Genomic DNA, 24894 nt, shown 5'->3' on the forward strand with positions numbered 1-24894 from the left:
TCGTTTTAAATTAGGTTCGTAGATAACCTTTACCACGTAGACTTGAGAGTAAGAAGTTGAGCAGCAGTGCTAAACAAAGTAGGACAATGCCAAGTGCGACGCCTTGAGCAAAAGCGCCTTTTTGACTTTCCATCGCAATGGCGGTAGGAATGTTGCGCGTTAACCCCATAATGTTGCCTCCCACCATCATCGAACAACCCACTTCAGTGACAATCCGTGAAAATCCAGCAATGATAGCCGCACAGAGGGGAAAGCGCGTTTCCCAAACCATTGTTATCGCAATACGTGGTACGGATACTCCTAATGTCATGGCGGTTTCAACCGAACGTCGATCGCTGGATTGCAGTGCACCGTGCATCATGGAGACTAAAATAGGAAAACCGATCAGCATTTGCCCTAGAATCATGGCTTTTTGCGTAAATAACATTTGCCAATCACCCAGTGGGCCAGAGCGCGATAGCAACATATAAAGCAGCAGACCAATCACAACCGTTGGGACCGCTTGCAGGGTATTGATTAATGACAACAGTAGCCACTTTCCTCGAAAGTGACTGTAAGCAAAGAGAAAAGCAAGTGAAATCGCCGGCAGTAAAACAAGCCCAACCGCCGCTAAAGAGACACTAAAGGAGACCGCCACGATCTCCCATAGCTCAGCATCAAAGCTGAGTAATAAGGCTAAGGCTTCTAAGGTGGTTTGCCAAAGACTCATCAATAATTACTCATTCGCATTGGCCACAAAGAGTGCTTGCCCCTGAAGTTGAAAGGCGTTGATTAATGCTTGGCCTTTAGAGGTCACTAACCAATCACTGAAGATTTTTGCCCCCTGATAATTAATGCTAGGGTAACGCTCAGGATTAACTAGAATCACTTGATATGGATTAAAAAGTAGTGCATCACCTTCATATAGCATGACGAGATCCAGTTTGGTTTGATAAGCCAGCCAAGTTCCACGGTCTGTTAACGTATAAGCTTGCATTTCTGAAGCCATATTTAGGGTTGGCCCCATTCCTTGCCCTACTGAACGGTAACCTGAAAAATCGGTTTTTATTTGACTCTTCTCCCAAATATTCAGCTCCTTCTTATGGGTTCCGGAATCATCACCACGGGAAATAAACGGCGTTTGGCTTGCCGCTATGTGAGCAAAAGCTTGTTGCACATTGGGTTGGGTTGCCACATGGGCTGGGTCAGTTTTCGGGCCAACAAGAATAAAATCGTTATACATCAGCTTACGGGGCAATACTCCATGGCCTTGTTCAACAAAAAGGGCTTCCGCTTCTGGAGCATGAGTCATCACGAGATCCACATCGCCATTTTCACCCATTTTTAACGCTTTTCCCGTACCAGTGGCAATGACATCCACGGTGTAGCCTGAATCTTTTTTAAATTCAGGAAGAAGATAGTCCAACAAACCGGAGTGGTAGGTACTGGTTGTGGTGGCTAAGCGAATGCGAGGGGTGTCAGCAGCGCTTAAGGCATAACTACTACTTAACAGTAGGCAACTTGCCATCAGGCGCACGAATAACTTTTTCATTCTATCTGTCCGTTATGATTGAAAAGAAAGGAGCGACGTAGGAATAGCAAACTCAATGCCAAGATCTTTACGACAATTTTCATGTAAAAACAAAGAATAACCATGAAGAGTGGAGTGAAACCGTGACAATTTCACGCCACTAAGACAAAATGTCCCAACTTAACCTAATGGCTTATCTTACCTATTGGGTCATAATGTCCATATGAGATCGACAGAGAGCAATATGTCTTATTTAACCCACAATAAACAACCTCAGCATTATCAAGCTTTTTCCGTATTAGTGGTGGATGATGAAGTCGGTATGCAGTCCATTTTACAAAAGGCATTAAGTAAATGGTTTTCGAAAGTTGACTGTGCGGGCTGTATTGATGAAGCAGAACGATTACGCGCGACAACGCATTATGACCTCATCATTCTAGACATTAACCTTCCTGGACGTTCAGGGATTGAATGGGAAACAATTTTTATCGACCCTGATCAAAAACCTGACGTTATTTTTATGACCGGTTATGCAGATTTAGAGACGGCAATTCAAGCATTAAAACTTGGCGCCGCCGATTTTATCCTTAAACCGTTTAACCTTGATCAAATGTTGCAGGCCGTTGAGCGGTGCATGGATAAGCGCTTAAATCAGCGTATGCAATATGCATTACAGCGTGATTTTCAACGCCACAGTACCACTCAAATTTTAGGTCAGTCAGAACAAACGGAGCAGCTTAAGCAGTTGATTGTGCAATTTGCGCCCTCAAGAGCTTCCGTATTAATTGAAGGCGAATCAGGTACTGGGAAAGAGCTGGTCGCCCGTAGCATTCATGAAGCTAGCCAGCGCCAAGGGCCATTTGTACCAGTTAACTGCGGTGCGATAGCCCCTGAATTATTAGAAAGTGAGTTATTTGGACATACCCAGGGTGCATTTACGGGGGCGAAGAAACATCGAGAAGGATTATTTCGAGTTGCCAATGGCGGCACACTATTTTTAGATGAGATTGGTGAAATGCCGCTGAACATGCAATCTGCACTATTGCGAGTGTTAGAGCAGAAAGCCATTCGTCCGGTGGGCTCTGAAAAAGAGTTGCCAATTGATGCTAGAGTTGTGGCTGCGACCAACCGTAATTTACATCAAGAAGTTGAAGAAGGGCGCTTTCGTGCCGATCTTTATTACCGACTGAACGTATTAAAAATTGATGTTAGTCCTTTACGTCAACGAAAAATAGATCTTCAAGCGTTGGTCCCTTTCTTTACCCAAAAACTCTGCGCCGAACTTGCGATTCGCCCTCCTAAATGGGCCCATGAGGATATTTTAGCACTGCATAATTACGACTGGCCGGGAAATATTCGAGAGCTGAAAAATCTGATTGAGCGTAGCTTATTGCTGGGGAAGCCATTGGCGCATTACTGGCATGAGAAAGAAAACCTACTTGTCCCATCTGATGTGACAATGTCACCTTTAACCATTTCCGGCTCGACGACATTAGATGAAAACTCAAGCTCGGTGTCCCATGGCTACCCAAACCATTGGCGTTTAAAGCAGGTAGAAAAAGCGCACATTGAGCAGGTCGTTTCTCTGCATCAAGGAAATAAATCGGCGGCGGCTCGAGATTTGGGGGTCGCTCGCAAAACCTTAGAACGCAAATTCAAAGAATGGGAAAATGATGAACAAATCATGCAATGAGGATTTCTGGTGGCAGAAGTGGCAGCATCGATTCAAAACCATGGTTCGTTATCGTTTACTTATTTTAACTTCCCTGCCAATCGGCTTTACACTGATTGCTCTCATTGCGATTAGCCTTTATTGGTCTTTGCATTACACATGGCAAAGTGCACTAGTCGATGTTTCAGAACGGTTAGGGGTTGCACAAAATAGCATTACTTTACTTCAGCAAAAACAAGCGGGGTATGTTCATGCTTTTGCCGATTCTTACGATTTTCGTCAAAAGATCAAGCAAGGTGATCTCTATCATGAAACCTTCACCGAGTGGGTTCAGCAGCAGAAAAAACGCTATGAACTGGATTTTCTTTCTTTTCATGCTGTCGATACGTTAGAACAGCAGTTTCGTTATTTAGACCTGACTCGCCAAGAGTCTTTTTTTGATATTCTCAGTGAACCCGAACTGAAGCAGTTGGACTCTTCGCTAGCAATGCGAGCCCAAATCCCCATTCTTCGTCACCGTGAAATAGAGCCACGAGGTTTAGTTAGCCGAACGGTCATCCCCGTAAGAGATGATCAACAGAGGAGCATCGGCTTTTTAGATGGGGGATTGCTGCTCAATAACAGTACTCGGTTAGTTGATCAACTCCGTGATTTAATCTATCCCACCAAGTCGAATATTTTGGGGCAAACCGGAACGGTAACCCTTTTTCTGGATGATTTACGGGTAAGCACCAATGTTCCGTTAGACAGCCATGCTCAAGCGGGTAGAGCCATTGGTACTCGTGTCTCTCCTGAAGTTGCCGCGCAGGTATTGCAGCAAGGCCAGCTGTGGGTAGACAAAGCTTATGTTTATGATGCTTGGTACATTAGTGCTTATCAGCCGATTCGAGATCAATACAATCAAGTTGTTGGGATGATCTATACGGGGTATTTACTGTGGCCTTTTATTCAAACCTACCTTACTAACATTGTTGAAATGGGCAGTATGACGCTCATTTTACTGATGGTTTCAGGGCTTTTTGTCTACCGAGGATCACGAGATCTTTTCCGTCCCATTGAACGTATTCATCGAGTGGTAAAACTAGTACAGCTAGGCAAAAATCAGCGAATTGGCTCACTTGGGCTAGATGAAAAACATGAACTTGCCCAACTGGCGAAACAGTTCGATACCATGCTGGATCTATTACAGCAGCGCAACGAGCAGATTCAGCATGCTGCTCAAGAACTTGAAGAAAAAGTCCATTCCAGAACGGCCAGTTTGCACGAAAAAACACAGCAACTAGAGCATCATATCCAGCTTCTAAATCAGACGAGAAATAAACTGGTTACGCATGAAAAGCTGGCCGCACTTGGCGAATTAACCGCAGGGATCGCTCATGAAATCAATAACCCCACGGCGGTTATTTTGGGCAATACAGAATTAATCCGCTTTGAGTTGGGAGAAGAGGCAGAACGTGTCAACGAAGAAATTGAGGCCATTTTACTGCAAGTGGATCGGATTCGTCACATTACCCGCAGCTTATTGCAATACAGCCGTCATGGTGGTGTTCAAGATGAAGTCACTTGGCAGCATGTCAACCCAATCATCGAAGAGAGTATGACCTTAGTCAAAGCGGGGAGTAAGAAACGAGACGTTGAGTTTATTACTCAGTTACAAGCTCAGTGCTCAGTCGAAGTGAACCGCCACCATTTACTGCAAATTTTGGTGAATTTACAAATGAATGCGATTCATGCGATGCAAGGGCACGGGAAGCTAACGATTCGTAGCGAAGATTGGATTGAAGCAGAACAGATCCTTGGTTCAGTGATTCATGTTCAAGATGAAGGGTGTGGGATTAAACCTGAACATTTAACCCGTATTTTTGATCCTTTTTATACCACGAGAAGAGAAGGAACTGGTCTTGGACTTTCCGTTTCACAAAGCTTATTAAGCCGTGTCGGAGGTGAAATTCGAGTTCAGTCAGTGTACGGTGAAGGCAGTATATTTAGTATTTATTTACCCGAGAAAGCTGATAGCCACTTACTGATCACCAAGGCCAGTTAATACCGATAAAACCTGATTAGCAAAGCATTCGGCCTTCACTAAGAGCGAATGCTTGTTGAGCGCTTATTGATTTCCTTTTACATCAAAATCAATTTTTTCTGCACCGCTGTAAATTTCGAACCGCAATCCTTTTGCTCGAGCAATGGTGGTAATGCCAAATTGATTAGCGAGATCTAACCCCATTTGAGTGACACCAGAGCGTGAAAGTAGAACGGGAATTCCCATCTGCGCTACTTTAATCACCATCTCTGAGGTTAAACGCCCCGTGGTATAGAAGATTTTATCTGCACCAGTGTCACCTTTTAACCACAACTCCCCAGCTAAAGTATCGACAGCATTATGACGGCCAACATCTTCAACAAATGAGATCACCTGATCAGCCTGACAAATAGCACAACCGTGTACCGCTCCAGCTTTACGGTAAGTATCATTGTAGTGAGTTAGCGCCTCTAAAGCAGCGTAAATTTGCGATTGTTTCAGGCGAGTTTGCGGCACTTGATACCCTTCAAGTTGCTGCATGACATTGCCATACATCGTTCCTTGACCACAACCAGAGGTCACGGTTTTTTTCTTGAGTGCGGACTCAACCCGTTCAATGTTTTCTTCAGTAAGTACCGCCGCTGAGTGGGTTTGCCAATCAATAATGACCGATTGCAGTTTGTCTCGCTTAGAAATAAAGCTTTGATTTTTTAAATAGCCAAGCACTAGCGCTTCTGGGCGTGAGCCAAGCGTCATCAATGTGACCACTTCTTTCCAGTTTAACAACACCGTTAAAGGGCGTTCACAGGCGATAGATTTATTGAGTGGTTCACCATATTGATCGTACACAACCACATCCATGGTTTGCTGAGGATTTTCACTCGGTTTAATAATTGAAAATGTGTTGGGCACTGTTGATTCCTATCTATTCTGTTTTGGGTGTTTACTGGGGTAATTCATCGTATGCGAAGTTAAGGCAAATATCATTCCATGATGACTCTCGATGCCTTTTGCGTAGTGTGGCTCAATAATTGCTACTTTCCCTATTATACTCATTTCTTGTTATTTACATGAGGTACTGGATGACGATGTCCGTGAAACCATCACCCACAGAGAGGCCACTCAAAACCGACGTTCAATGGCCGATGGGTTGCCAACTTGTTTTACAAGAAGTCAAAGCGGGACGCTGGTTAACGATGCAATGGCAGTTAACCGGGTTTGATTTAGCGCCAACTTCTTCCCATATTGCTTGGTTTAAACTGGAATTATTTAGAGATGAACGGACAGATTATCGTTTTAACCTTAGTTCTCGGGAGCCCAAACTGTTTGTTATCTTAGAAAACATCACTGAGCCAGAACCGAAATTAGTTCGTATCACCGCTTCACAAAATGTCGCTGCTCGCTATATGGATGGTGACTATGTTGTGCTTTCTGCGCCAATGCCCCTTGCCGTACAAGCTTGGATGGAAGCGTATATCGGCCGGGAAGGTGAGTTGTTAGAATTTCGCACTAAAAAGCGCAAGGGCGCGGGGAGAGCCAGTGGCTACTGATTCTTTTTTCCATCGGTGGTCCAAACGCAAATTACATCAAGCGGAAGAAGAAAACTCTTTACCATCGACGCTTGAAAATAATCTTTTTTCGCCGCTGCCGATTGAAGAGGATGAAGTGAGGGAAACGATAGAAGCTTTGCGTGAACCCGTATCAAGTCCACCGAATGAAGAGACACTCTCTGCTCTATTACTCTCACAAGCGTCAAAAGAGATAAAGAAAAGCGCACTACGTACTCTTTTTTTCAATGGTGAATTTAACGAGCGTGATCGATTGGATGACTACGATGACGATTACCATAGCCAAACGAATTTAACGAATGAGCTCTCACAATCATTAAGAGAATGGTTTGATGATTCACAAGCTTCCCCTAAGGCTCTTACTCAGGCTCCTTGTGATAACACAGTGGCTTATCCGCAGGAAAAAGATGAGGATTCATCATCAGTTTCTCCGTTATCCTCGAACGAGGAGAGAGATGGACAGAATGTCACATGATCATTAGGGACATTTTGACCTAGTGTTCGATATCCTAGTGCGACAAAATGTCTCAGTTCTTATTTCTCGTCGGTGTAACGTTTAAAAATTAATATAAATCATAGTGTTATAGATAGTTTTTAGTTGGAACGCTATTTGCTAAATCCATGTAATAACTAAGGGCAGGCCAACGAGCCTGCTTATACATGGAAATGAGCAATGTTAAATGACTATCTACAACAAGCCACGTCACTTGCTGGGCAAGCGCGTTGGTATGCGCTACAAAATACGGTAGAGCTCAATAACTTAATTCCGCCCACGGTCAGTTATCAAAGTGGGGGACATACCTTGATTATTGGGCCAACGAGCCTCATTGAGCGTTCTGCTCAGCAGTTGTCATCCATGAATTCTCTCACTTTGCTTTCCATTGATGGTGAAGCGGGTAACTCGCCATCCCTATATTATGCCGATGCCGTTGAGATCAGTGGTTATCTTGGTGCTTTTCAGGTTCAAGTGAATAATGATGGTCAACAAGGTAACTTAGCCCATGCCGCGATTTCGCAAGATCACTTTGATATTGTTCTGGATCTATCATTAAGTGGGGTGATGAATGAAGAAGTCCCTGTACCGGGCTATTTTCCTGTGGGTAGAGGCGAAACCAAACTCGCCGAAACTTTAGAGACCATTCCGACCTTAATGGGGACTTTTGACAAACCGAAATATTTCCGTCTTGATACCGATTTATGCGCACATAGTTCCCGTGGCGTGAAAGGATGTGAACGTTGTGTCGATGCTTGTCCTGCGGGCGCATTATCAAGTGAGGGGTCGCCACAAACAGGGCATCATATACAGATTAACCCTTATCTATGCCAAGGTATTGGGACATGTGCGACGGCGTGTCCAACCGAAGCGATTCACTATGCGTTGCCAAACCCAACGGATACCCAAAAATTTATTGAGCGGTTACTCAAACACTATTTCCAAGCTCAAGGTGAAAAACCGGTTGTACTCTTTTGCAGTGAACGCCACGAAAAATACAACCTTATGGCGTTACGAGCGTTACCGGATAATGTGATTCCCGTATTTTTGGAAGAACTTCCTTCGGTGGGAATGGATACTTGGTTTGCTGCATTAGTGAATGGGGCGACTCAAGTCTTGTTCGCGGCCAGCCGTCATATGCCTGAAACGATATTGCGAGTTCTGAATCAAGAAGTCGCATTAGCCCAAGCCTTGCTCGAATCATTGGGGATAGCCAAAGAAACCATCGATATTCTTTATTTAGAATCTTTGCGTGAAAGCGCTCCCACATTATATGACCTTGATTTTGGATTGCGATTAGGTGAACTTTCGGGGAATAAACGTCAACGCTTATACCAAGCTTTAGATGCATTCGTAGAATTATTACCACAGCCGCCTGAAACCTTACCACTTACTCATTCAGCCCCTTTTGGCCGTATTGAATGTGCTACTCAGGATTGCACTCTATGTATGAGCTGTGTGGCCGTTTGTCCTACTCGTGCTCTACACCATAGTGGTGATATCCCTTCATTACATTTTATTGAGCAAGATTGTGTGCAGTGTGGGTTATGCATTTCTGCTTGCCCAGAGAAGGCGTTAACCGCCACACCAAGAATTAACTGGGATGCAAAAGAGCGCCAGTCTGCTCTGGTTTTACATCAGGAAGAGCCGGCTCGCTGCCTACGTTGTCAAAAGGCTTTTGCTCCGCAGTCGATGATCTCAATGCTACAAGATAAGTTACGTGGTCACTCTCACTTTTCCGATCAAACAGCGATTAACCGCATTGCCATGTGTGAAGACTGCCGAGTGATCGATATTTTTGAATCAATGGCAGAAAACCCTGAGCAACAACTCAATTATTAAGGTCGTGATGATGGAACAAGCAGATGCAATGCGCGCAGAAATTTATCTTCTTTTAGCTTCATTATTTCGCCGTGCTCCTAACCAAGAACAGAAAGCCTTTCTGGCGGAATTAGCGGTTGAAGAGAAGGGGGGGGCAATGAGTCAGGCATGGCAGAATGTGGTCGATGCGGCGCGTCAAGCCAACCTCAATCAATTAGAAGAAGAGTACCAAACTGTCTTTATTGGTATTGGCCGTGGCGAAGTCGTGCCTTTTGCCTCGTGGCACATTACTGGCTCTTTAATGGAAAAGCCACTGGCTGAGCTTCGTCAGCATATGGCAGAACTTGGCTTGTCACGCAATGAAGCGGTAAAAGAACCGGAAGATCATATCTCGGCATTGTGTGAATGTATGGCCTTGTTAATCACCGAAACCTCTGATCAGCAACAAGTTTTCTTTCATCGACATATTACCCCTTGGTTTGAAAAGCTAGCGACACAAATTGAACAGGCTCAACATGCCTATTTTTATCGCTCGATTGGGGCGTTAATGCAGGCTTTTTTCCGACGAGAACAAATCGCAATGACGCCATCAATGAGTATGAGTAAACACAATACTCACACCATGCGGGTAAAGAATTTAGTTAAGTAATGAGCCGTATCAGATAACGGCCAGCAGACCAGCTCATGGCGGACGACACCTTCGCCACTGAGAACGGGAAAAGGAAGCAAAGAATGAAAAAAGAACAACCTACCAATACCAGCAGACGAGATATGCTTAAAAGTTTGGCCGCTGCTACCGTCGCCGGAGGCGTCATTGCCACAGTAGGGCAATCCGCTGTGGCTGCTGAGCCACAGCCTGAAAGTCAGCCAAAACTCAAAAAAGGATATCACGAAACTCAGCATATCCGCGATTATTACGACACTTTATAGGAGAGCGTGATGAAACTGACGAAACGTTCTGAGCAGATAGAAAAACAGCCTAATACATTAGGCCTTAGCCGCCGATCTTTCATGAAAAATAGTTCACTCGCTGTGGGTGGTGTCGTCGCTGGATCTGCCCTTTTTGCTCCTAGCATGATCAAAAAAGCCCAAGCAAACACGGTTAAGCATGATGTAAAAACAGAAATTAAACGAACCATTTGTTCTCATTGTTCTGTGGGTTGTGGGATTTACGCTGAAGTACAAAATGGCGTATGGACTGGGCAAGAACCGGCTTTTGATCACCCTTTTAATGCCGGTGGTCACTGTGCTAAAGGGGCAGCATTGCGTGAACATGGTCATGGTGAAAGGCGCTTAAAATACCCAATGAAACTGGAAGGGGGGAAATGGAAGCGCCTTTCTTGGGAGCAGGCCATTAATGAAATCGGTGATGAAGTTCTAAAAATTCGTCAGCAATCGGGTCCAGATTCCGTCTATTGGTTAGGTAGTGCTAAACACAGCAATGAGCAAGCTTATCTCTTTAGAAAAATGGCTTCCTTATGGGGAACCAATAACGTCGATCACCAAGCGCGTATCTGTCACTCAACGACGGTTGCCGGAGTTGCAAATACTTGGGGCTACGGGGCGATGACTAACTCATTTAATGATATGCATAACTGTAAATCGATACTCTTTATTGGTTCCAATCCAGCTGAAGCACATCCTGTAGCAATGCAGCATATCTTGATCGCTAAAGAAAAAAACAATTGTAAGATTGTGGTGGCCGACCCTCGTCGAACTCGCACCGCAGCGAAAGCCGATCACTACGTCTCTCTACGCCCCGGAACCGATGTCGCCTTTATTTGGGGTGTGCTTTGGCATGTATTCAACAATCAATGGGAAGATAAAGCATTTATTCGCCAGCGAGTTTTTGGTATGGATGAAATTCGCCAAGAAGTGGCGAAGTGGAATCCAAAAGAAGTTGAGCGTGTAACCGGGGTGAGTGAAGCGGATGTTTATCAAACCGCGAAATTACTCTCTGAGCATCGTCCTGGTTGTGTGGTTTGGTGCATGGGTGGCACACAACACACCACAGGTAATAACAATACGCGAGCTTACTGTGTGCTTGAGTTGGCTCTGGGGAATTTAGGTAAAGCAGGGGGCGGTGCCAATATTTTCCGTGGGCATGATAACGTGCAAGGCGCAACGGATTTAGGGGTCTTGGCCGATTCTCTTCCTGGCTATTATGGTGTAGCTGAAGGCGCTTGGCGTCATTGGGCCCAAGTATGGGATTTAGATTTCGATTGGATTGCAAATCGATTTGATAATGGCACTTATGGTGGCAGTAAGCCAATGAATACCTTTGGTATTCCGGTTTCTCGCTGGATAGATGGCGTACTGGAGAATAAAGACAATATTCAGCAACGAGAAAATATCCGCGCGATGTTCTATTGGGGCCATGCCGTTAACTCTCAAACTCGCGGCGTTGAAATGAAAAAGGCGATGCAAAAGCTGGATATGATGGTAATTGTTGACCCGTATCCAACCGTCGCCGCCGTAATGAATGAACGCAGTGATGGTGTGTATCTACTCCCTGCGACTACACAATTTGAAACTTATGGCAGTGTGACGGCATCAAACCGTTCTATTCAATGGCGAGATCAAGTGATTGAACCTCTGTTTGAGTCGAAACCTGACCATGAAATTATGTATCTACTCAGTAAGAAATTGGGTTTTGCTGAGCAGCTCTTTAAACATATTCATATCGAGAACGATCAACCTTTAATTGAAGACATTACCCGAGAATTCAATAAAGGGATGTGGACCATTGGTTATACCGGCCAAAGTCCAGAGCGTTTAAAAGCCCATCAACAGAACTGGCATACTTTCCATAAAACGACGTTGGAAGCAGAGGGTGGGCCTATTCATGGTGAAACTTATGGTTTACCTTGGCCATGTTGGGGAACCCCAGAGTTGAAGCATCCAGGAACACATATTCTTTACGATACCTCCAAACCCGTTGCCCTTGGTGGTGGGACATTCCGAGCTCGTTATGGCGTTGAATTTGAAGGTCAATCATTACTGGCAGAGGACAGCTTTTCTCAAGGCAGTGAAATTGAAGATGGTTACCCAGAATTTACTGACAAACTTCTGAAGCATCTGGGTTGGTGGGATGATCTCACTGAGGTTGAAAAAGTAGCCGCAGAAGGTAAGAACTGGAAAACAGACTTATCTGGTGGTATCCAGCGAGTGGCCATTAAGCATGGATGTATTCCCTTTGGTAATGCAAAAGCGCGAGCCATTGTTTGGACTTTCCCTGATCGTGTTCCCCTGCACCGTGAACCCCTTTATACCCCACGCCGAGATCTGATTGCTGATTACCCGACGTGGGATGATAAAGACGCTATTTTCCGCATGCCAACACTGTATAAATCGATTCAGGCACAAGACAGATCCGTCGAGTATCCTATTATCCTAACTTCTGGTCGTTTGGTTGAATACGAAGGTGGGGGTGAGGAAACCCGCTCTAACCCTTGGTTGGCTGAGCTACAACAAGAGATGTTTGTTGAAGTGAACCCGAAAGATGCCAACGATCTTGGTTTCAAAGATGGCGACATGGTGTGGGTTGAAGGCGCAGAGAAAGGGCGTATTCATGTCAAAGCCATGGTTACTCGTCGGGTGAAACCGGGAATGGCTTTTATTCCTTTCCATTTTGGGGGCAAGTTCCAAGGTGAAGATCTACGCCATAAATATCCAGAAGGCACTGATCCATATGTAATAGGTGAATCAGCCAACATTGCAACTACCTATGGCTATGATCCGGTGACTCAGATGCAAGAAACCAAAGTGACTCTTTGTAACATTCGCAAAGCGTAAGGAGCGAACAAATGGCTAGAATGAAATTCCTTTGTGATACCAAGCGCTGTATTGAGTGTAATGGGTGTGTCACGGCTTGTAAAAACGAAAATGACGATGCGTTAGAGTGGGGGATTCAACGCCGCCGCGTTGTCACACTCAATGATGGCGAACCGGGTGAAAACTCCATTTCTGTGGCTTGTATGCATTGTACGGATGCGCCTTGCATGGCGGTTTGTCCTGCCGATTGCTTCGTACATACGGAAGATGGCATCGTACTGCATAACAAAGATCTCTGTATTGGCTGCGGTTACTGCCTCTTTGCCTGCCCATTCGGGGCTCCGCAATTTCCTAAACAAGCGGCATTTGGTGAACGCGGAAAAATGGATAAATGTACTTTTTGTGCCGGAGGGCCAGAAACTGAACCCGGCTCAGAAGAAGAACGCCGTAAATATGGTGCGAATCGTATCGCGGAAGGGAAATTACCGATGTGCGCCTCGTTATGTTCAACCAAAGCGTTACTGGCTGGTGATGCACAGAAAGTCTCAGATATTTTCCGTCAGCGTGTTGTTGAGCGTGGGGCAAAAGAGGCAGGTTGGACAAATGGTGAAGATCTCGCCTTTGATGCAACAAGGAGCTAATGAGTTATGCGATACGGGATATTGCGCGCTAAATATAGAATGCTCCCCCTGCTGGTGGCCTTATTGGGCTTATTTTCTTTCTCCGCACTGGCCCATAAAGAAGCGTCCTCTGATGTTGCGCAAAGAGAGATGACTCAGTTAGCGGGCGCTGATTACTGGCGGCAAGTTCGACAAGGGCAAGAAGGATATACCACTTCTACTTCTCCTGAACATGGCATATTGATCAGTACACCGGGAGAAACTTGGTTTATTCTAAAAGAGAAATGGATGTCACCAGCCGGAGCGATCGCCATTTTTGGTAGTATCGCTATGGTAGTGATGGCCTATTGGCTATTAGGGCCATTAATGCTCAGTAAACCAAGAACAGGGAGAAAACTAACCCGTTGGTCTCGCTTAGATCGAGCTTTGCATTGGAGTATGGCTTTTACTTTCCTCACATTAGCATTCAGTGGCTTGATGCTGGTTTATGGTAAACATTTCCTCAAACCCTATATGCCAACGGATTGGTGGGCAATGGTGATTTATGCCGCCAAGCAATACCACAATTATGTTGGACCTTTATTCTTTATTTTATTGGTATTTGTATTACTGAAATGGTGGCGAAAATCGTTGTTGAATAAGGTGGATATTCAGTGGTTTCTTAAATTGGGGGGAATGGTTGGAAAATATAAAGGAACCCATCCTTCTGCGGGCTTTTCGAATGGCGGAGAAAAGGCCATCTACTGGTTATTAATTGTCTTTGGAACGTTTGCCGCGATCAGTGGGCTTATCCTTGATTTCCCTATTTTTGGCCAAACTCGACGAGACATGGAGCTCTCTAACCTAATCCATATGTTTTCTGCACTGATTCTGATTTGTGGGTTTATTTTCCACATCTATATAGGGCTATTTGGTATGGAAGGGGCGCTTGAAGGGATGGTGACTGGAAAAGTCGATGAAACGTGGGCGAAAGAACATCACGATCTATGGTATGAAGAGATGAAAGCACAAGGAAATATCGAACCCGCTAACCAGAAGGGAGGGGAGAGTGATGTTACTCGCCAATAAGAATAAGTCGGTCTGGTTCGTTTACATCGCCAGCTTATTAACTCCGCTCACTTGTTTATTATCGGGTGTCATTGCCATTATCTATGCCGGATATCGACTTGATAAAGACCAAGATGGAGAGGTCGCCAATTCCCATTATTATGGGTTAATTCGAAGCTTTTTTCTTTTCCTCACCTTCTTTGTGGTGTTGATTGTCACTGTGGCGACCGCCAATGGGGTGATCATGGGCGTGAATCGTTATTGGTTTAGTAATGCTTGGCTTGCTGCGATAGGTCATGGAATTCCTTATCTCGGGGCATTGATGGCCGTCGGGGCTATCACTCTGTGGATTTTTCGGATGATACAAGGCATGAAACAGCTTCAAGCCAATATTCCCCATCAGCCGTCAAAGGGGCCAAACCTATAGTCAATCAGTGAAAAAAATGGCATAGATTCCGGTAATGACCTCTTTGAAACACCCAGTATATCTGGGTGTTTTCACTCATAAACGTGAGGTGAATAGACAAATGTTCGACCATTGTCTACCCCTGAAAACTAGGGGCCGGTGTTTATCAATGCTAAGCTGGTTCTAATATCATAGACAGAAGAAGGAAGATGGTATGAATTTTCCCTATCAAAATATTGTGGTACTAACGGGAGCGGGAATTTCTGCCGAATCAGGTATCCAAACGTTCCGAGCTCAAGATGGTTTATGGGAAAACCATCGAATTGAGGAAGTCGCTACACCAGAAGGGTTTGAGCGAGATCCTGAACTTGTACAAGCGTTTTATAATCAACGCCGTCGAAAGTTACAGTCTGAGACCATACAACCCAATGCGGCTCACTTTGCCTTGGGAGAGCTCGCACAGAAACTTCATGGTCAAGTCACCATCATTACGCAGAATATTGATAACCTTCATGAACGAGGAGGAAGCCACAATGTCATCCACATGCATGGTGAACTCTTAAAAGCACGCTGTAGCATCTCTAACCAAGTGATAGAACAAAAAGACGATTTGAACACTGGGGATCTGTGTCACTGCTGCCAAATTCCGCACCAGTTACGCCCACACATTGTTTGGTTCGGTGAAATGCCACTGCGTATGGGCGAAATCTATAGCGCATTAGAGCAAGCCGATCTCTTTATTTCTATTGGTACTTCAGGGGTTGTTTACCCTGCTGCTGGATTTGTGCATGACGCTAAAATGCATGGTGCACATACCATAGAAATTAACCTTGAACCCAGTGCTGTCGAAAGCGAATTTGCAGAAAAACGTTATGGCAAAGCCAGTGTAGAAGTCCCTCGCTTAGTGCAGGAATTATTAGCCTTACAAACTGAACCTAAACTTGCTTAAGTTTACCGACGTCATTTTTGATAACTTGTTAGGAATGGGTTGATTACTGATAGGTTGCTTTTACATGGTGGAAATGACGTATTCAGTAATAAAAAAACAGCGATGTGATATCGCTGTTTTTTTATTTTCTTCCAAGGCCTATTATTTATTTTACTTTTAGGCGTTGGAAGTATTCGTCGTAAAGAACACTGGCTTCACCGACTTCGTCTTGCCATTCACCACTATCCATGACCGACTGAGGTGGGAAGATACTGGGATCGTTAGCAAAGTCTTCGGGTAAGAGCTTATGAGCGGTTTTTACGGGTGTTGGATAGCCAATTTCTAACGCAATTTTTGCTGCATTTTCTGGGCGCAATAAGAAATCGATCATTTTATGGGCGGCTTCAACGTTTTTTGCACCCGCAGGAATGGCGAGGCTATCCATCCAGAAAATAGCGCCTTTTTCAGGCCAAATGATATCAATAGATGCACCTTCCTGGCGTGCCATATAAGCGGAGCCGTTCCACAGCATTCCTAAAGAGACTTCTCCAGCTAAGAATGGGTTAGCAGGAAAATCTGAGTTAAATACCAATACGTTGGGCATCAACTTGGTTAATTCACGGTAAGCCGCTTCGATCTCTTGTGGATCGGTTGTGTTAGGTGAATACCCCAATTTACTGAGTGCCATGTGGAAAACTTCACGAGAGTCATCCATTAACATCAGTTGGCCTTCCCATTTAGTATCCCATAGGTCCGCCCAGTTTTTAATCGAGCGTTTGTCTAACATGTCGGTATTAATACCGATACCGGTTGCCCCCCAAATATAGGGAATGGAGTAGTTATTATCAGGGTCAAAGGGCTTATTTAAAAAGTTAGAGTCTAAATCGGCAAAGTGACTCAGTTTAGATTTGTCGATATGACGTAACATTTCTTCTTTGCGCATTTTAGAAACAAAGTAGGTAGAAGGGACCACTAAGTCATAGCCTGTACCTTGTGTTTTTAATTTCGCATACATGCTCTCATTCGATTCATAGGTCGAATAAATGACTTTGATTCCTGTCTCTTTGCTAAAGTTCTCCAGAACTTCACTAGGAATATATTCAGACCAGTTGTAGAAATAGAGTTCAGTGTCGCTAGCCATTACTGAGGAGGTGAATAGCGCAGCTGCGCATAAAGCGCCAGCATACAGTTTACTTTTCTTCATTACAGTTCCGTATTCTTTGTAGCAAGAGCCTAAATTAGGCAAAAGGTTAAGCTAATCAGCGGCGAAGTATAGCAGATCACAAAAAAATAGGCAGCTTATGCTGCCTATTTATCAATAACGTTTAGCTTATTGGCCCGCTTTTAGCTTCATGAAGTAGTCTTCATACTTCACGGTTTTATCTCCAACGGCGGCTTGCCATTCAACACGATCCAAATCTTCTTGTGAAGGGAAGAGGGGTTCAATGTCTTTAAATTTAGCATTGGATTGGGCAACCCCGGTGAGGTATCCCGTATCTCGTGAGATCTGCTCTGCTATCTCAGGGCGTAATAAAAAGTCGATCATTTTATGAGCCGCTTCGACATTCTTTGCACCAGAGGTGATAGCAAAGTTGTCAACCCAACCAATGCCGCCTTCTTTCGGGAATACCAGTTTAATGGGTAATCCTTCTTTTTGAGCCGCAGCCGCTGAACCATTCCATAGCATTCCAAGGCCAACTTCTCCAGAAAGATAAGGAGCCGCTGGGTTGTCAGAATTGAAAAGCAGGACATTTTTCATAAGGTTACGCAATTCTGCATAAGCTTCATCAATCTGTTTATCATCCGTTGTGTTACCAGAGTACCCCAGTTTGCGTAGCGCAATATGGAAAACTTCACGAGTATCATCCATCAACATCAGTTGGCTGGCTAATTCCGGCTTCCACAAGTCGCCCCAACTTTGAAAGTCGTTGGGATCATACATGTCGGTATTGACCGCAAGACCAGTAATCGCCACGACATGAGGAATTGAGTAATCGTTGTTTGGATCGTAAGGCTTATTGAGATAGTTAGCATCTAAGTTAGCAAAGTTGCTTAACTTTGATTTATCGATCTTCTGTAGCATTCCTTCATCGCGCATTTTTGACACAAAATAGGTAGAAGGCACAACAAGATCATAGCCTTGGTTATGGGTTTTTAGCTTGGCATATAAAGTTTCATTTGACTCATAAGTGGAATAGATAACTTTAATACCGGTTTCCTTAGTAAACTGTTCCAGAATGCCACTATTAATGTATGGCCCCCAGTTCATAAATACCAATTCTTTATCCTGCGCGACAGCTGTATTCGATAACAGAGAGAGCGCACATGCACTACCAGCTAATAAAGTAGCCCATTTTTTCATTGACGTTAGCTCCAAACCAAACGTTGCCCATAAGGGGCGTTGTATAGAAAAACAGAATGACCAGCGCCATTCTGTTCCGTGTTATATCGTCTTAAATATTACTTCACTTTTTCCCTTGCTAACAACTGTGATGTGATAACAAGTAATAAAGAAACTACTAACATCACAGTAGCAAGCGCATTCACTTCAGGTGAAATGCCAACCCGAACCATAGAGTAAATCTTCAATGGCAGGATTTCATAGGTAGGGCCAGTCACAAAGGAACTAATGATCACATCATCTAAAGATAGGGTAAAGCTCAATAGCCAACCTGCGGCTACGGCCGGTTTTGCTAAAGGAAGAATGATTTTTTTCAAAATCACCCACTCACTTGCCCCTAAATCTTTGGCGGCTTCTAACATTTTTACATCGAAGCCGTTAAGACGGCTGTAAACCGTAATAACAACAAACGGTAAACAAAACGTAATGTGAGCGATTAAAAGCGTGAAAAAGCCAAGTTGTGCTCCTAACACTAAAAAGAGGGCTAATAGGGAGATAGCCATAACGATATCCGGCGACATCATGACCACAAACAGCATGCCATTGACCATTTTTTTACCTTTAAACTGGTAACGAAATAGAGCAACAGCGGTTAAACTGCCAATGATCGTGGCCGCCGTCGCTGAAAAAACCGCGATATTAATAGAATGCCATGCCGCCTGCATCAGGCTATCGTTATTAACTAAAGCGTGATACCACTTGGTGGTAAAGCCACCCCAACGAATTCCGAATCGGTTGTCGTTAAAAGAGTTGACGATCAGCACTATGATTGGAAGGTATAAAAAGAGATATACCAAACTCATAAAGCTAAATCTAACTGTTCTTCCCATTAGTCTAGCTCCACTTTTCTATTTAATAATTTTCCAGCGCGATAGTAAGCGTACAGCATAATGGCCATCGCTATCGTCAGGGCAATACTGGTTGCAGCCCCAAATGGCCAATCCCGAGCATTCAGCACTTGGCTCTTAATGACGTTACCGATCAACAAGTTTTTCGCTCCACCAAGCAGATCGGAAATGTAGAACATTCCCAATGCAGGAAGGAGAACCAGTAAGCAACCGCCAATAATTCCAGGCATCGTCAAGGGGAGAACAACCCGAATCAGTGTTTGTAACTTATTCGCACCGAGATCTCGTGCCGCTTCAATATAGGTATTATCGAGTTTTTCGATAGCAGAATAGAGAGGCAAAATCATAAATGGTAGTAAGATATAAACAAGACCAATCATGACCGCCGCTTCTGTGTACATAATACGTAATGGTGCATCAATGATACCCACACCCAGTAGAAACTTATTTAAAATTCCCTGTGTTCCTAGCACAACTTTTAACCCGTAAGTACGGATCAGTGAGTTTGTCCAAAACGGTACTATGATCAAAAATAACATGATGGGTCGCCATTTTTCTGGCATTTTCGCTACGATATAAGCAAAAGGGTAACCAACAACTAAGCAAATCAGTGTTGCTACAATCGCCATATAAAACGAGTGCAACATGACTTTGGCATACAAGGGATCCATCAAGCGTAAATAGTTGTCAAACGTGAAAGTAAAGTCGATCAAATTCGACTCATCACGAGTGAGAAAACTCGTCGCAATAATCATTAGGTTAGGGACAAGAACAAAGAGAGCTAGCCAACCAACAATTAAAGCAATAATCGAATTTTGCAGATTAATCTTGTTGCTTATCATTGAGGACTACCTCCCAACTTTCAACCCAAGTAATAGCGACTTTTTGGCCGATAGAGTGGTCTACGTCTGGATCATCTTCGTTGAAGAATTCACTCACCAATACCCGCATACCCGAATCGAGCTCAACAATGGACTCAAGTGTCATCCCTTTATAGGTGCGGTCGGTAACGTGGCCGACAATGCCTCGGGTCTCTGACTCTTTAATTTCTTCGATACGGAGATCTTCTGGGCGAAGAAGGACTTGCAGCTTTTCGCCTTTTTCTACCGCTTGATCGTAATAAACAACTGCCGGAACACTATCGATATCGACTTGTATCCGCTTGTCATCAATGCGTTCTTGCACTTCTGCATTGAATACGTTGATTTCACCAATAAAACGAGCCACAAAGAGATTCTTAGGTTCTTCATAAATTTCACGTGGAGAACCATCTTGTTCAATCACCCCGTCACGCATCACAATAATACGATCTGACATGGATAAGGCTTCTTCTTGATCGTGAGTAACGAAAATAAAAGTAATACCTAATTGACGTTGTAACTGCTTAAGTTCAATTTGCATCTGCTTGCGTAGTTTGTAGTCAAGGGCAGATAAGGATTCATCAAGCAGTAGAACTTTGGGTTTATTCACTACAGCACGAGCAATCGCAATGCGTTGCTGCTGACCACCAGATAACTGATGGGGCTTACGTTGCGCCATTTGTTCCAAACGCACCATACGCAGTGCTTCCATCACTCGAGGTTCGATATCAGCTTTAGGTACTTTCTGCATACGCAAACCAAATGCCACATTTTCGAACACCGTCATATGAGGAAATAAAGCATAACTTTGGAAAACCGTATTCACATACCTCTGTTCGGCAGGTACTTGAGTAACATCTTGATTATCAAGTAGGATCTGACCTTTATCGACGGTTTCAAAACCCGCGATCATTCGTAATACGGTGGTTTTACCACACCCTGATGGGCCAAGAATGGTTAAGAATTCACCGTGATTTACATCTAAATTCAGGTGAGAGATAATCTCTTTTCCATCAAAGCTTTTGCTAATGCCAGATAGACGAATAACTGGCTTTCCTACCGAGTGTTGTTTGTTCAACGTCTGTTTTTCTCCCACTTGTAGTCGTTATACGCTTATCCTACTCCTTATCCTGTTGAATGCATCATGGATGTAATCACAGTAGAAGGTCAGGAAGCCGCGCATCGGAGTGTGATATAAAATATATTGTAGTGATACAACCAAATAAGTCGATAATGACCATTCATAGAATGAATATTCAGCCATCAATAAGAAATTTGGTTATGCTCTATTAAAGGGCGCATCATAATTACCATAAACTCTGAAATCAAAGTATTTTCACCTCTTGAAACAGAAAAATTTTTGCATAGAAATGCCAATAATCTTTAACATCGTCGTTTTGCTTAGATCCAACGCTTTCAATCGGTTAATTATTGACCGTGTAAAACATAAAGCAAGCAGAGTTTGGGATTGAGATTTTAGACTGCGCCGTATTTCAGTATAATGACCAAATATTTTTCATTTTGGTATGTTCGTGTTTTGACCAGCCAACCTAGGGCAAACTATGAGTAATAATTTAGAAAAAGACTTCAACTTAGGCGGAACGGTTGATCAAGCCCTTTCGGGGCAATATCAACTAAAAATGGGGGAGGTGCTTAGGGAAGCTTGGGATTGTACATTAAAGCATTTTCTCTCTTTCTCGCCCGCTATTGTCATGCTGATCATCATTCAGGTTGTTATTTTCTTTATTGCACTAAAGTTGATGATTGGCGATCCTTCCATGATTCTCACTGCATTAACACAAGCGGATACATTTCCTCAAGAGGTGGTACAGGGCATTCTTATCGCTAATTTTAGTTACGAAGTGGTGAGCGCTCCAATTTACGCGGGAGTGAGTTTGATGGCGATGAGCCATGCGGCAGGGCTAAAAACCAAAACTAGCCAAATAACGAAAGGGTTACAATTTACTATTCCTGTCATAATGGCAACTTTGCTCAGTTTATTATTACAAGGCATTGCTGGAATGATCTTTCCATTGTTGTCTATGTATTTTTCGTTAGCATTCAGTAGCGCGATTCTTCTTATCTGTGAAAAACGTGTTCCTCCCATTCAATCGTTATGGATTTCATTGCGAGCCGTTAATAAAAAGCTACTCCCATTGGCCGGGATCTATGCTTTGCTCATGTTGATGTTTGTGGCTGCTGTCTTATTTTATGGCATCGGGCTTATTTTTGTGTTGCCGTTCTTTTTTCATGTTAAAGGAATCATTTACCGAAATATGTTTGGTATTCGTTTAAAAATTATTGCCACTCACAGACCCGACAATAAAGACGATAATGATTCAAATTCACAGGTGTTCAATGCGTAAAGTTATTCTTATTGCTCTTGCTGCCGTTTTCATTGCATGTATGAGTATTTATTTTTATCAAAAATCTGATGATTTCGATATGGGTTTAAAGGGGCAGGCGGTATCGACAGCACCAGACTTTCGTATGATGACTGACATATCAGAAAAAAAACACGCTTTCTTTTCTTATCTAAAACCAGGTATTGAGTTTGAAAATGCTCGAATTTTAAAGGAAAGAGAACAACTTACTCTTTTACAAGAAGCATGGTTCAAAGGGAGATTGTCTGCTCATGCTCAAAGCCAAATCATTCAACTAGAGGAAATGTATGGTGTTGAGTGGGAAGAAGAACAAGCAGAAGCATGGTTTAACGCTATGCTACACCGAGTCGATGTATTACCAGAAGCGCTGGTGTTAACTCAAGCTGCCAATGAATCAGCTTGGGGAACCTCACGTTTTGCTCGAGATGCGAATAATTATTTTGGGCAATGGTGTTACTCTCAAGGTTGTGGTCTCATTCCTTTAGCTCGTAGCGAAGGGATGAGCCATGAAGTGGCAAAGTTCACATCGGTACAAGAATCTATCCATCGCTATTTTATGAATGTAAACCGGAATGCGGCGTATCACGATCTTAGAGAAATCCGGTTCCAGCTACGTCAGCATGATGCTGATCTTTTTAGTGTCGACACCGCCCTAGCATTGAGTCATGGTTTACTGAAATACTCGGAACGTGGTGAAGATTATGTTAATGATTTACAAGCTATGATGCGTCATAACCAATCTTACTGGCAGAGTGAATAACAACATGAGGTTACCGATAGCGCTTCTCTTAACTTGCCTATCTTTGGGAGCTTCGCTCCCTACGCAAGCACAAGAGTATATGTTTACCTATTCAAAACTGTTTTCTCAGCTAAAACACAACACGAAAGAACAGTATCCTGATGTGAAAGTCGGCATCTTTTTTGTTAATGCCGAAAGTAAACAGCGTTGTACTATTGAAAAGGCATGGATGGAAAAGGAAGCGCATTATGAATTGTTGTCTTCGAATGAGACTCATGAGCTATTACTGCCACTCGATAACCATTTACGTCAAGCTAATCCATTGGTTTTTGTAAATACGCCCAGTGATCAACGTTGTGATTTCTCTGTTGTGGTAATGGCTCGACAGCCATTAGAAGGGCGGGTTGATTACCAAGAGCTTGAACGTCTTTTACCTCAAATGCAAAGTTTATTGCAAGAGTTAGGTGGCATGTTTGCTCGTTGGTTTACTCCCCACGTTGCCGGTGTGACGTTAGAGTTTGCGAAGGACATACACGGGCAGGTAACGTTGAGTAGTGGAGAAAGGCTACCCATTATTGATGGAAAAGTTCAAATTACGCTTGATCAGATAGGTAAAGAGGGTTGGATACGTTTGCCTGCATCGACTCAACGAGTACTCCCTTTTCTACCAGCCGCAGGAAAGTAGTCCCCCTTCATCATAAAAAAGGCTGCATAACCTATGCAGCCTTTCATCTCAGAGAGCGATTACAGATTAGTGACATCCAGCATTAAGCTTGGATCAAACTCTGTCACTATATCTTCATCCGCTATACTTGGCTGAGGTAGGGGCTCTTTATCAAAGCCGATATCTCCACCATTAATGACACCAGAATCACGGTTGATTGATTTAAAATCAAAAAGTTCAAAGTCGGCTAAATGGCTTGGAACGACGTTTTGCATCGCTCTAAACATAGTTTCAATTCGACCTGGAAATTGTTTGTCCCATCCGTTAAGCATCTGTTTAATGTTTTGTCGCTGTAAGTTCGGCTGAGAGCCACATAAATTACAAGGAATAATGGGGTAGCCGCGCATATCTGCATACTTAATAATGTCTTTTTCTCGGCAATAAGCGAGAGGACGAATGACGACATGCTCACCATTATCAGAGACCAATTTCGGCGGCATTCCTTTCATCTTGCCCCCATAAAACATATTTAAAAACAGAGTTTCAAGGATATCGTCTCGGTGATGTCCGAGCGCAATTTTTGTTGCTCCTAATGCTTTTGCTGTGCGATACAAAATGCCTCGGCGTAAACGCGAGCAGAGTGAACAGGTGGTTTTACCCTCTGGAATTTTATCTTGTACAATTGAATAGGTATCTTCTTCAATAATTTGGTATTCCACCCCTAAACTTGCAAGATATTCAGGAAGAATATGCTCAGGAAAGCCGGGCTGTTTTTGGTCTAAATTGACAGCAACCAAAGAAAAAGAAACCGGGGCACTTTTTTGCAAACTCATCAAAATATCCAACATGGTAAAGCTGTCTTTACCACCGGATAAACAGACCATGATCCGATCGCCATCTTCAATCATGTTAAAGTCAGCAATCGCTTGGCCAGTATTACGACGAATACGCTTTTGCAATTTATTAAAATTGTAGTGTTGGGCTTTCGTTAATGCTTGAGTCTGCTCTATCATTAGCTTGCGGTCTTTAATCTTCAAAACAAAATGAAGTGCGTATGATACGGATATATGGTTGAGATGCTAGTAGTTCACTCAAATAAAAACGCCCAAAGTTCGCACTTGGGGCGTTATTAATGA

The 24894-nt window shown here is 43.5% G+C and carries 24 protein-coding genes; 15 read left to right on the forward strand and 9 right to left on the reverse strand.

What is annotated here, in order from left to right; genetic code table 11:
* Window positions 1–10: 10 nt before the first annotated feature.
* Together B5D54_RS13315 and B5D54_RS13320 are read right to left on the reverse strand one after the other, a co-directional pair.
* A complete protein-coding gene (locus B5D54_RS13315) occupies window positions 11–709 on the reverse strand; it encodes an ABC transporter permease (protein ID WP_078927038.1) in 699 nt (232 codons plus the stop codon).
* A 6-nt stretch (window positions 710–715) separates the two neighbouring features.
* Window positions 716–1531 (reverse strand): ABC transporter substrate-binding protein, encoded by an 816-nt coding sequence (locus B5D54_RS13320; protein ID WP_078927039.1) that lies wholly within the window; start codon window positions 1529–1531, stop codon window positions 716–718.
* Between the two features lie 223 nt (window positions 1532–1754).
* Here B5D54_RS13320 and B5D54_RS13325 point away from each other — a divergent pair, with 223 nt between their 5' ends.
* Together B5D54_RS13325 and B5D54_RS13330 are read left to right on the forward strand one after the other, a co-directional pair.
* Window positions 1755–3203 carry a sigma-54-dependent transcriptional regulator gene (locus B5D54_RS13325; RefSeq protein WP_078927040.1) on the forward strand — a complete coding sequence of 483 codons (1449 nt, stop codon included), beginning with the start codon at window positions 1755–1757 and terminating at the stop codon, window positions 3201–3203.
* The gene (locus B5D54_RS13330; protein ID WP_078927087.1) at window positions 3184–5226 is read left to right on the forward strand and encodes a sensor histidine kinase; all 2043 of its coding nucleotides are present in this window, start codon (window positions 3184–3186) and stop codon (window positions 5224–5226) included. The genes B5D54_RS13325 and B5D54_RS13330 overlap by 20 nt, the downstream gene beginning before the upstream one ends.
* A 63-nt stretch (window positions 5227–5289) precedes the next feature.
* Here B5D54_RS13330 and fdhD read toward each other — a convergent pair whose 3' ends face one another.
* Window positions 5290–6066: a formate dehydrogenase accessory sulfurtransferase FdhD gene (gene fdhD, locus B5D54_RS13335; RefSeq protein ID WP_078927088.1), complete on the reverse strand. Its 777-nt coding sequence runs from the start codon at window positions 6064–6066 to the stop codon at window positions 5290–5292.
* Window positions 6067–6293: 227 nt separating this feature from the next.
* Between fdhD and B5D54_RS13340 the strand changes: the two genes are divergently transcribed.
* The 10 genes from B5D54_RS13340 to cobB all read left to right on the forward strand — a co-directional run bounded on the left by B5D54_RS13340 (window position 6294) and on the right by cobB (window position 15883).
* Window positions 6294–6755: a DUF3305 domain-containing protein gene (locus B5D54_RS13340; protein ID WP_078927089.1), complete on the forward strand. Its 462-nt coding sequence runs from the start codon at window positions 6294–6296 to the stop codon at window positions 6753–6755.
* Window positions 6745–7248, forward strand: coding sequence for a DUF3306 domain-containing protein (locus B5D54_RS13345; protein ID WP_078927041.1), 504 nt, complete (start codon window positions 6745–6747; stop codon window positions 7246–7248). The genes B5D54_RS13340 and B5D54_RS13345 overlap by 11 nt, the downstream gene beginning before the upstream one ends.
* A gap of 198 nt (window positions 7249–7446) precedes the next feature.
* Complete coding sequence (locus tag B5D54_RS13350; protein ID WP_078927042.1) at window positions 7447–9108, forward strand: 4Fe-4S binding protein; 1662 nt, start codon at window positions 7447–7449, stop codon at window positions 9106–9108.
* Window positions 9109–9115: 7 nt separating this feature from the next.
* Window positions 9116–9736, forward strand: a complete 621-nt coding sequence (locus B5D54_RS13355; RefSeq protein WP_078927043.1) for a TorD/DmsD family molecular chaperone — start codon at window positions 9116–9118, stop codon at window positions 9734–9736.
* A gap of 83 nt (window positions 9737–9819) precedes the next feature.
* On the forward strand, window positions 9820–10017 hold the full coding sequence (locus B5D54_RS13360) for a twin-arginine translocation signal domain-containing protein (protein ID WP_078927044.1): 198 nt from the start codon (window positions 9820–9822) through the stop codon (window positions 10015–10017).
* Window positions 10018–10026: 9 nt separating this feature from the next.
* The gene (locus B5D54_RS13365; RefSeq protein WP_078927045.1) at window positions 10027–12882 is read left to right on the forward strand and encodes a formate dehydrogenase subunit alpha; all 2856 of its coding nucleotides are present in this window, start codon (window positions 10027–10029) and stop codon (window positions 12880–12882) included.
* Between the two features lie 11 nt (window positions 12883–12893).
* A complete protein-coding gene (gene fdh3B, locus B5D54_RS13370) occupies window positions 12894–13502 on the forward strand; it encodes a formate dehydrogenase FDH3 subunit beta (protein WP_078927046.1) in 609 nt (202 codons plus the stop codon).
* A 6-nt stretch (window positions 13503–13508) separates the two neighbouring features.
* Window positions 13509–14549, forward strand: coding sequence for a formate dehydrogenase subunit gamma (locus B5D54_RS13375; RefSeq protein WP_078927047.1), 1041 nt, complete (start codon window positions 13509–13511; stop codon window positions 14547–14549).
* Window positions 14533–14955 (forward strand): hypothetical protein, encoded by a 423-nt coding sequence (locus B5D54_RS13380; protein ID WP_078927048.1) that lies wholly within the window; start codon window positions 14533–14535, stop codon window positions 14953–14955. The genes B5D54_RS13375 and B5D54_RS13380 overlap by 17 nt, the downstream gene beginning before the upstream one ends.
* A 193-nt stretch (window positions 14956–15148) precedes the next feature.
* Entirely contained in the window at window positions 15149–15883 is a 735-nt protein-coding gene (gene cobB, locus B5D54_RS13385; protein ID WP_078927049.1) for a Sir2 family NAD+-dependent deacetylase, read from the forward strand.
* A 145-nt stretch (window positions 15884–16028) separates the two neighbouring features.
* Here the strand turns inward: cobB and B5D54_RS13390 are convergent, their stop codons facing one another.
* From B5D54_RS13390 to potA, 5 genes are all read right to left on the reverse strand, one after another.
* Window positions 16029–17066: an extracellular solute-binding protein gene (locus B5D54_RS13390; protein WP_078927050.1), complete on the reverse strand. Its 1038-nt coding sequence runs from the start codon at window positions 17064–17066 to the stop codon at window positions 16029–16031.
* A gap of 126 nt (window positions 17067–17192) precedes the next feature.
* Window positions 17193–18224 carry an extracellular solute-binding protein gene (locus tag B5D54_RS13395; protein WP_078927051.1) on the reverse strand — a complete coding sequence of 344 codons (1032 nt, stop codon included), beginning with the start codon at window positions 18222–18224 and terminating at the stop codon, window positions 17193–17195.
* A gap of 98 nt (window positions 18225–18322) precedes the next feature.
* The gene (gene potC, locus B5D54_RS13400) at window positions 18323–19093 is read right to left on the reverse strand and encodes a spermidine/putrescine ABC transporter permease PotC (RefSeq protein WP_078927052.1); all 771 of its coding nucleotides are present in this window, start codon (window positions 19091–19093) and stop codon (window positions 18323–18325) included.
* On the reverse strand, window positions 19093–19953 hold the full coding sequence (gene potB, locus B5D54_RS13405; protein ID WP_078927053.1) for a spermidine/putrescine ABC transporter permease PotB: 861 nt from the start codon (window positions 19951–19953) through the stop codon (window positions 19093–19095). The genes potC and potB overlap by 1 nt, the downstream gene beginning before the upstream one ends.
* Complete coding sequence (gene potA / locus B5D54_RS13410) at window positions 19934–21067, reverse strand: spermidine/putrescine ABC transporter ATP-binding protein PotA (protein WP_078927054.1); 1134 nt, start codon at window positions 21065–21067, stop codon at window positions 19934–19936. Before potA ends, potB begins: the two co-directional genes overlap by 20 nt.
* Window positions 21068–21533: 466 nt before the next feature.
* Here potA and B5D54_RS13415 point away from each other — a divergent pair, with 466 nt between their 5' ends.
* Genes B5D54_RS13415 through B5D54_RS13425 form a run of 3 tightly spaced genes read left to right on the forward strand, consistent with a single transcriptional unit; the run spans window position 21534 to window position 23779 of the window.
* Entirely contained in the window at window positions 21534–22337 is an 804-nt protein-coding gene (locus tag B5D54_RS13415; protein WP_078927055.1) for a DUF2189 domain-containing protein, read from the forward strand.
* Window positions 22330–23115: a glucosaminidase domain-containing protein gene (locus B5D54_RS13420; RefSeq protein ID WP_078927056.1), complete on the forward strand. Its 786-nt coding sequence runs from the start codon at window positions 22330–22332 to the stop codon at window positions 23113–23115. The genes B5D54_RS13415 and B5D54_RS13420 overlap by 8 nt, the downstream gene beginning before the upstream one ends.
* A 4-nt stretch (window positions 23116–23119) precedes the next feature.
* Window positions 23120–23779 (forward strand): DUF2987 domain-containing protein, encoded by a 660-nt coding sequence (locus B5D54_RS13425; RefSeq protein ID WP_078927057.1) that lies wholly within the window; start codon window positions 23120–23122, stop codon window positions 23777–23779.
* A gap of 59 nt (window positions 23780–23838) precedes the next feature.
* Here the strand turns inward: B5D54_RS13425 and ttcA are convergent, their stop codons facing one another.
* Complete coding sequence (ttcA, locus tag B5D54_RS13430; protein ID WP_078927058.1) at window positions 23839–24771, reverse strand: tRNA 2-thiocytidine(32) synthetase TtcA; 933 nt, start codon at window positions 24769–24771, stop codon at window positions 23839–23841.
* Window positions 24772–24894: the final 123 nt, after the last annotated feature.

This window comes from Vibrio cincinnatiensis DSM 19608, assembly GCF_900167345.1.
Taxonomy (GTDB): domain Bacteria; phylum Pseudomonadota; class Gammaproteobacteria; order Enterobacterales; family Vibrionaceae; genus Vibrio; species Vibrio cincinnatiensis.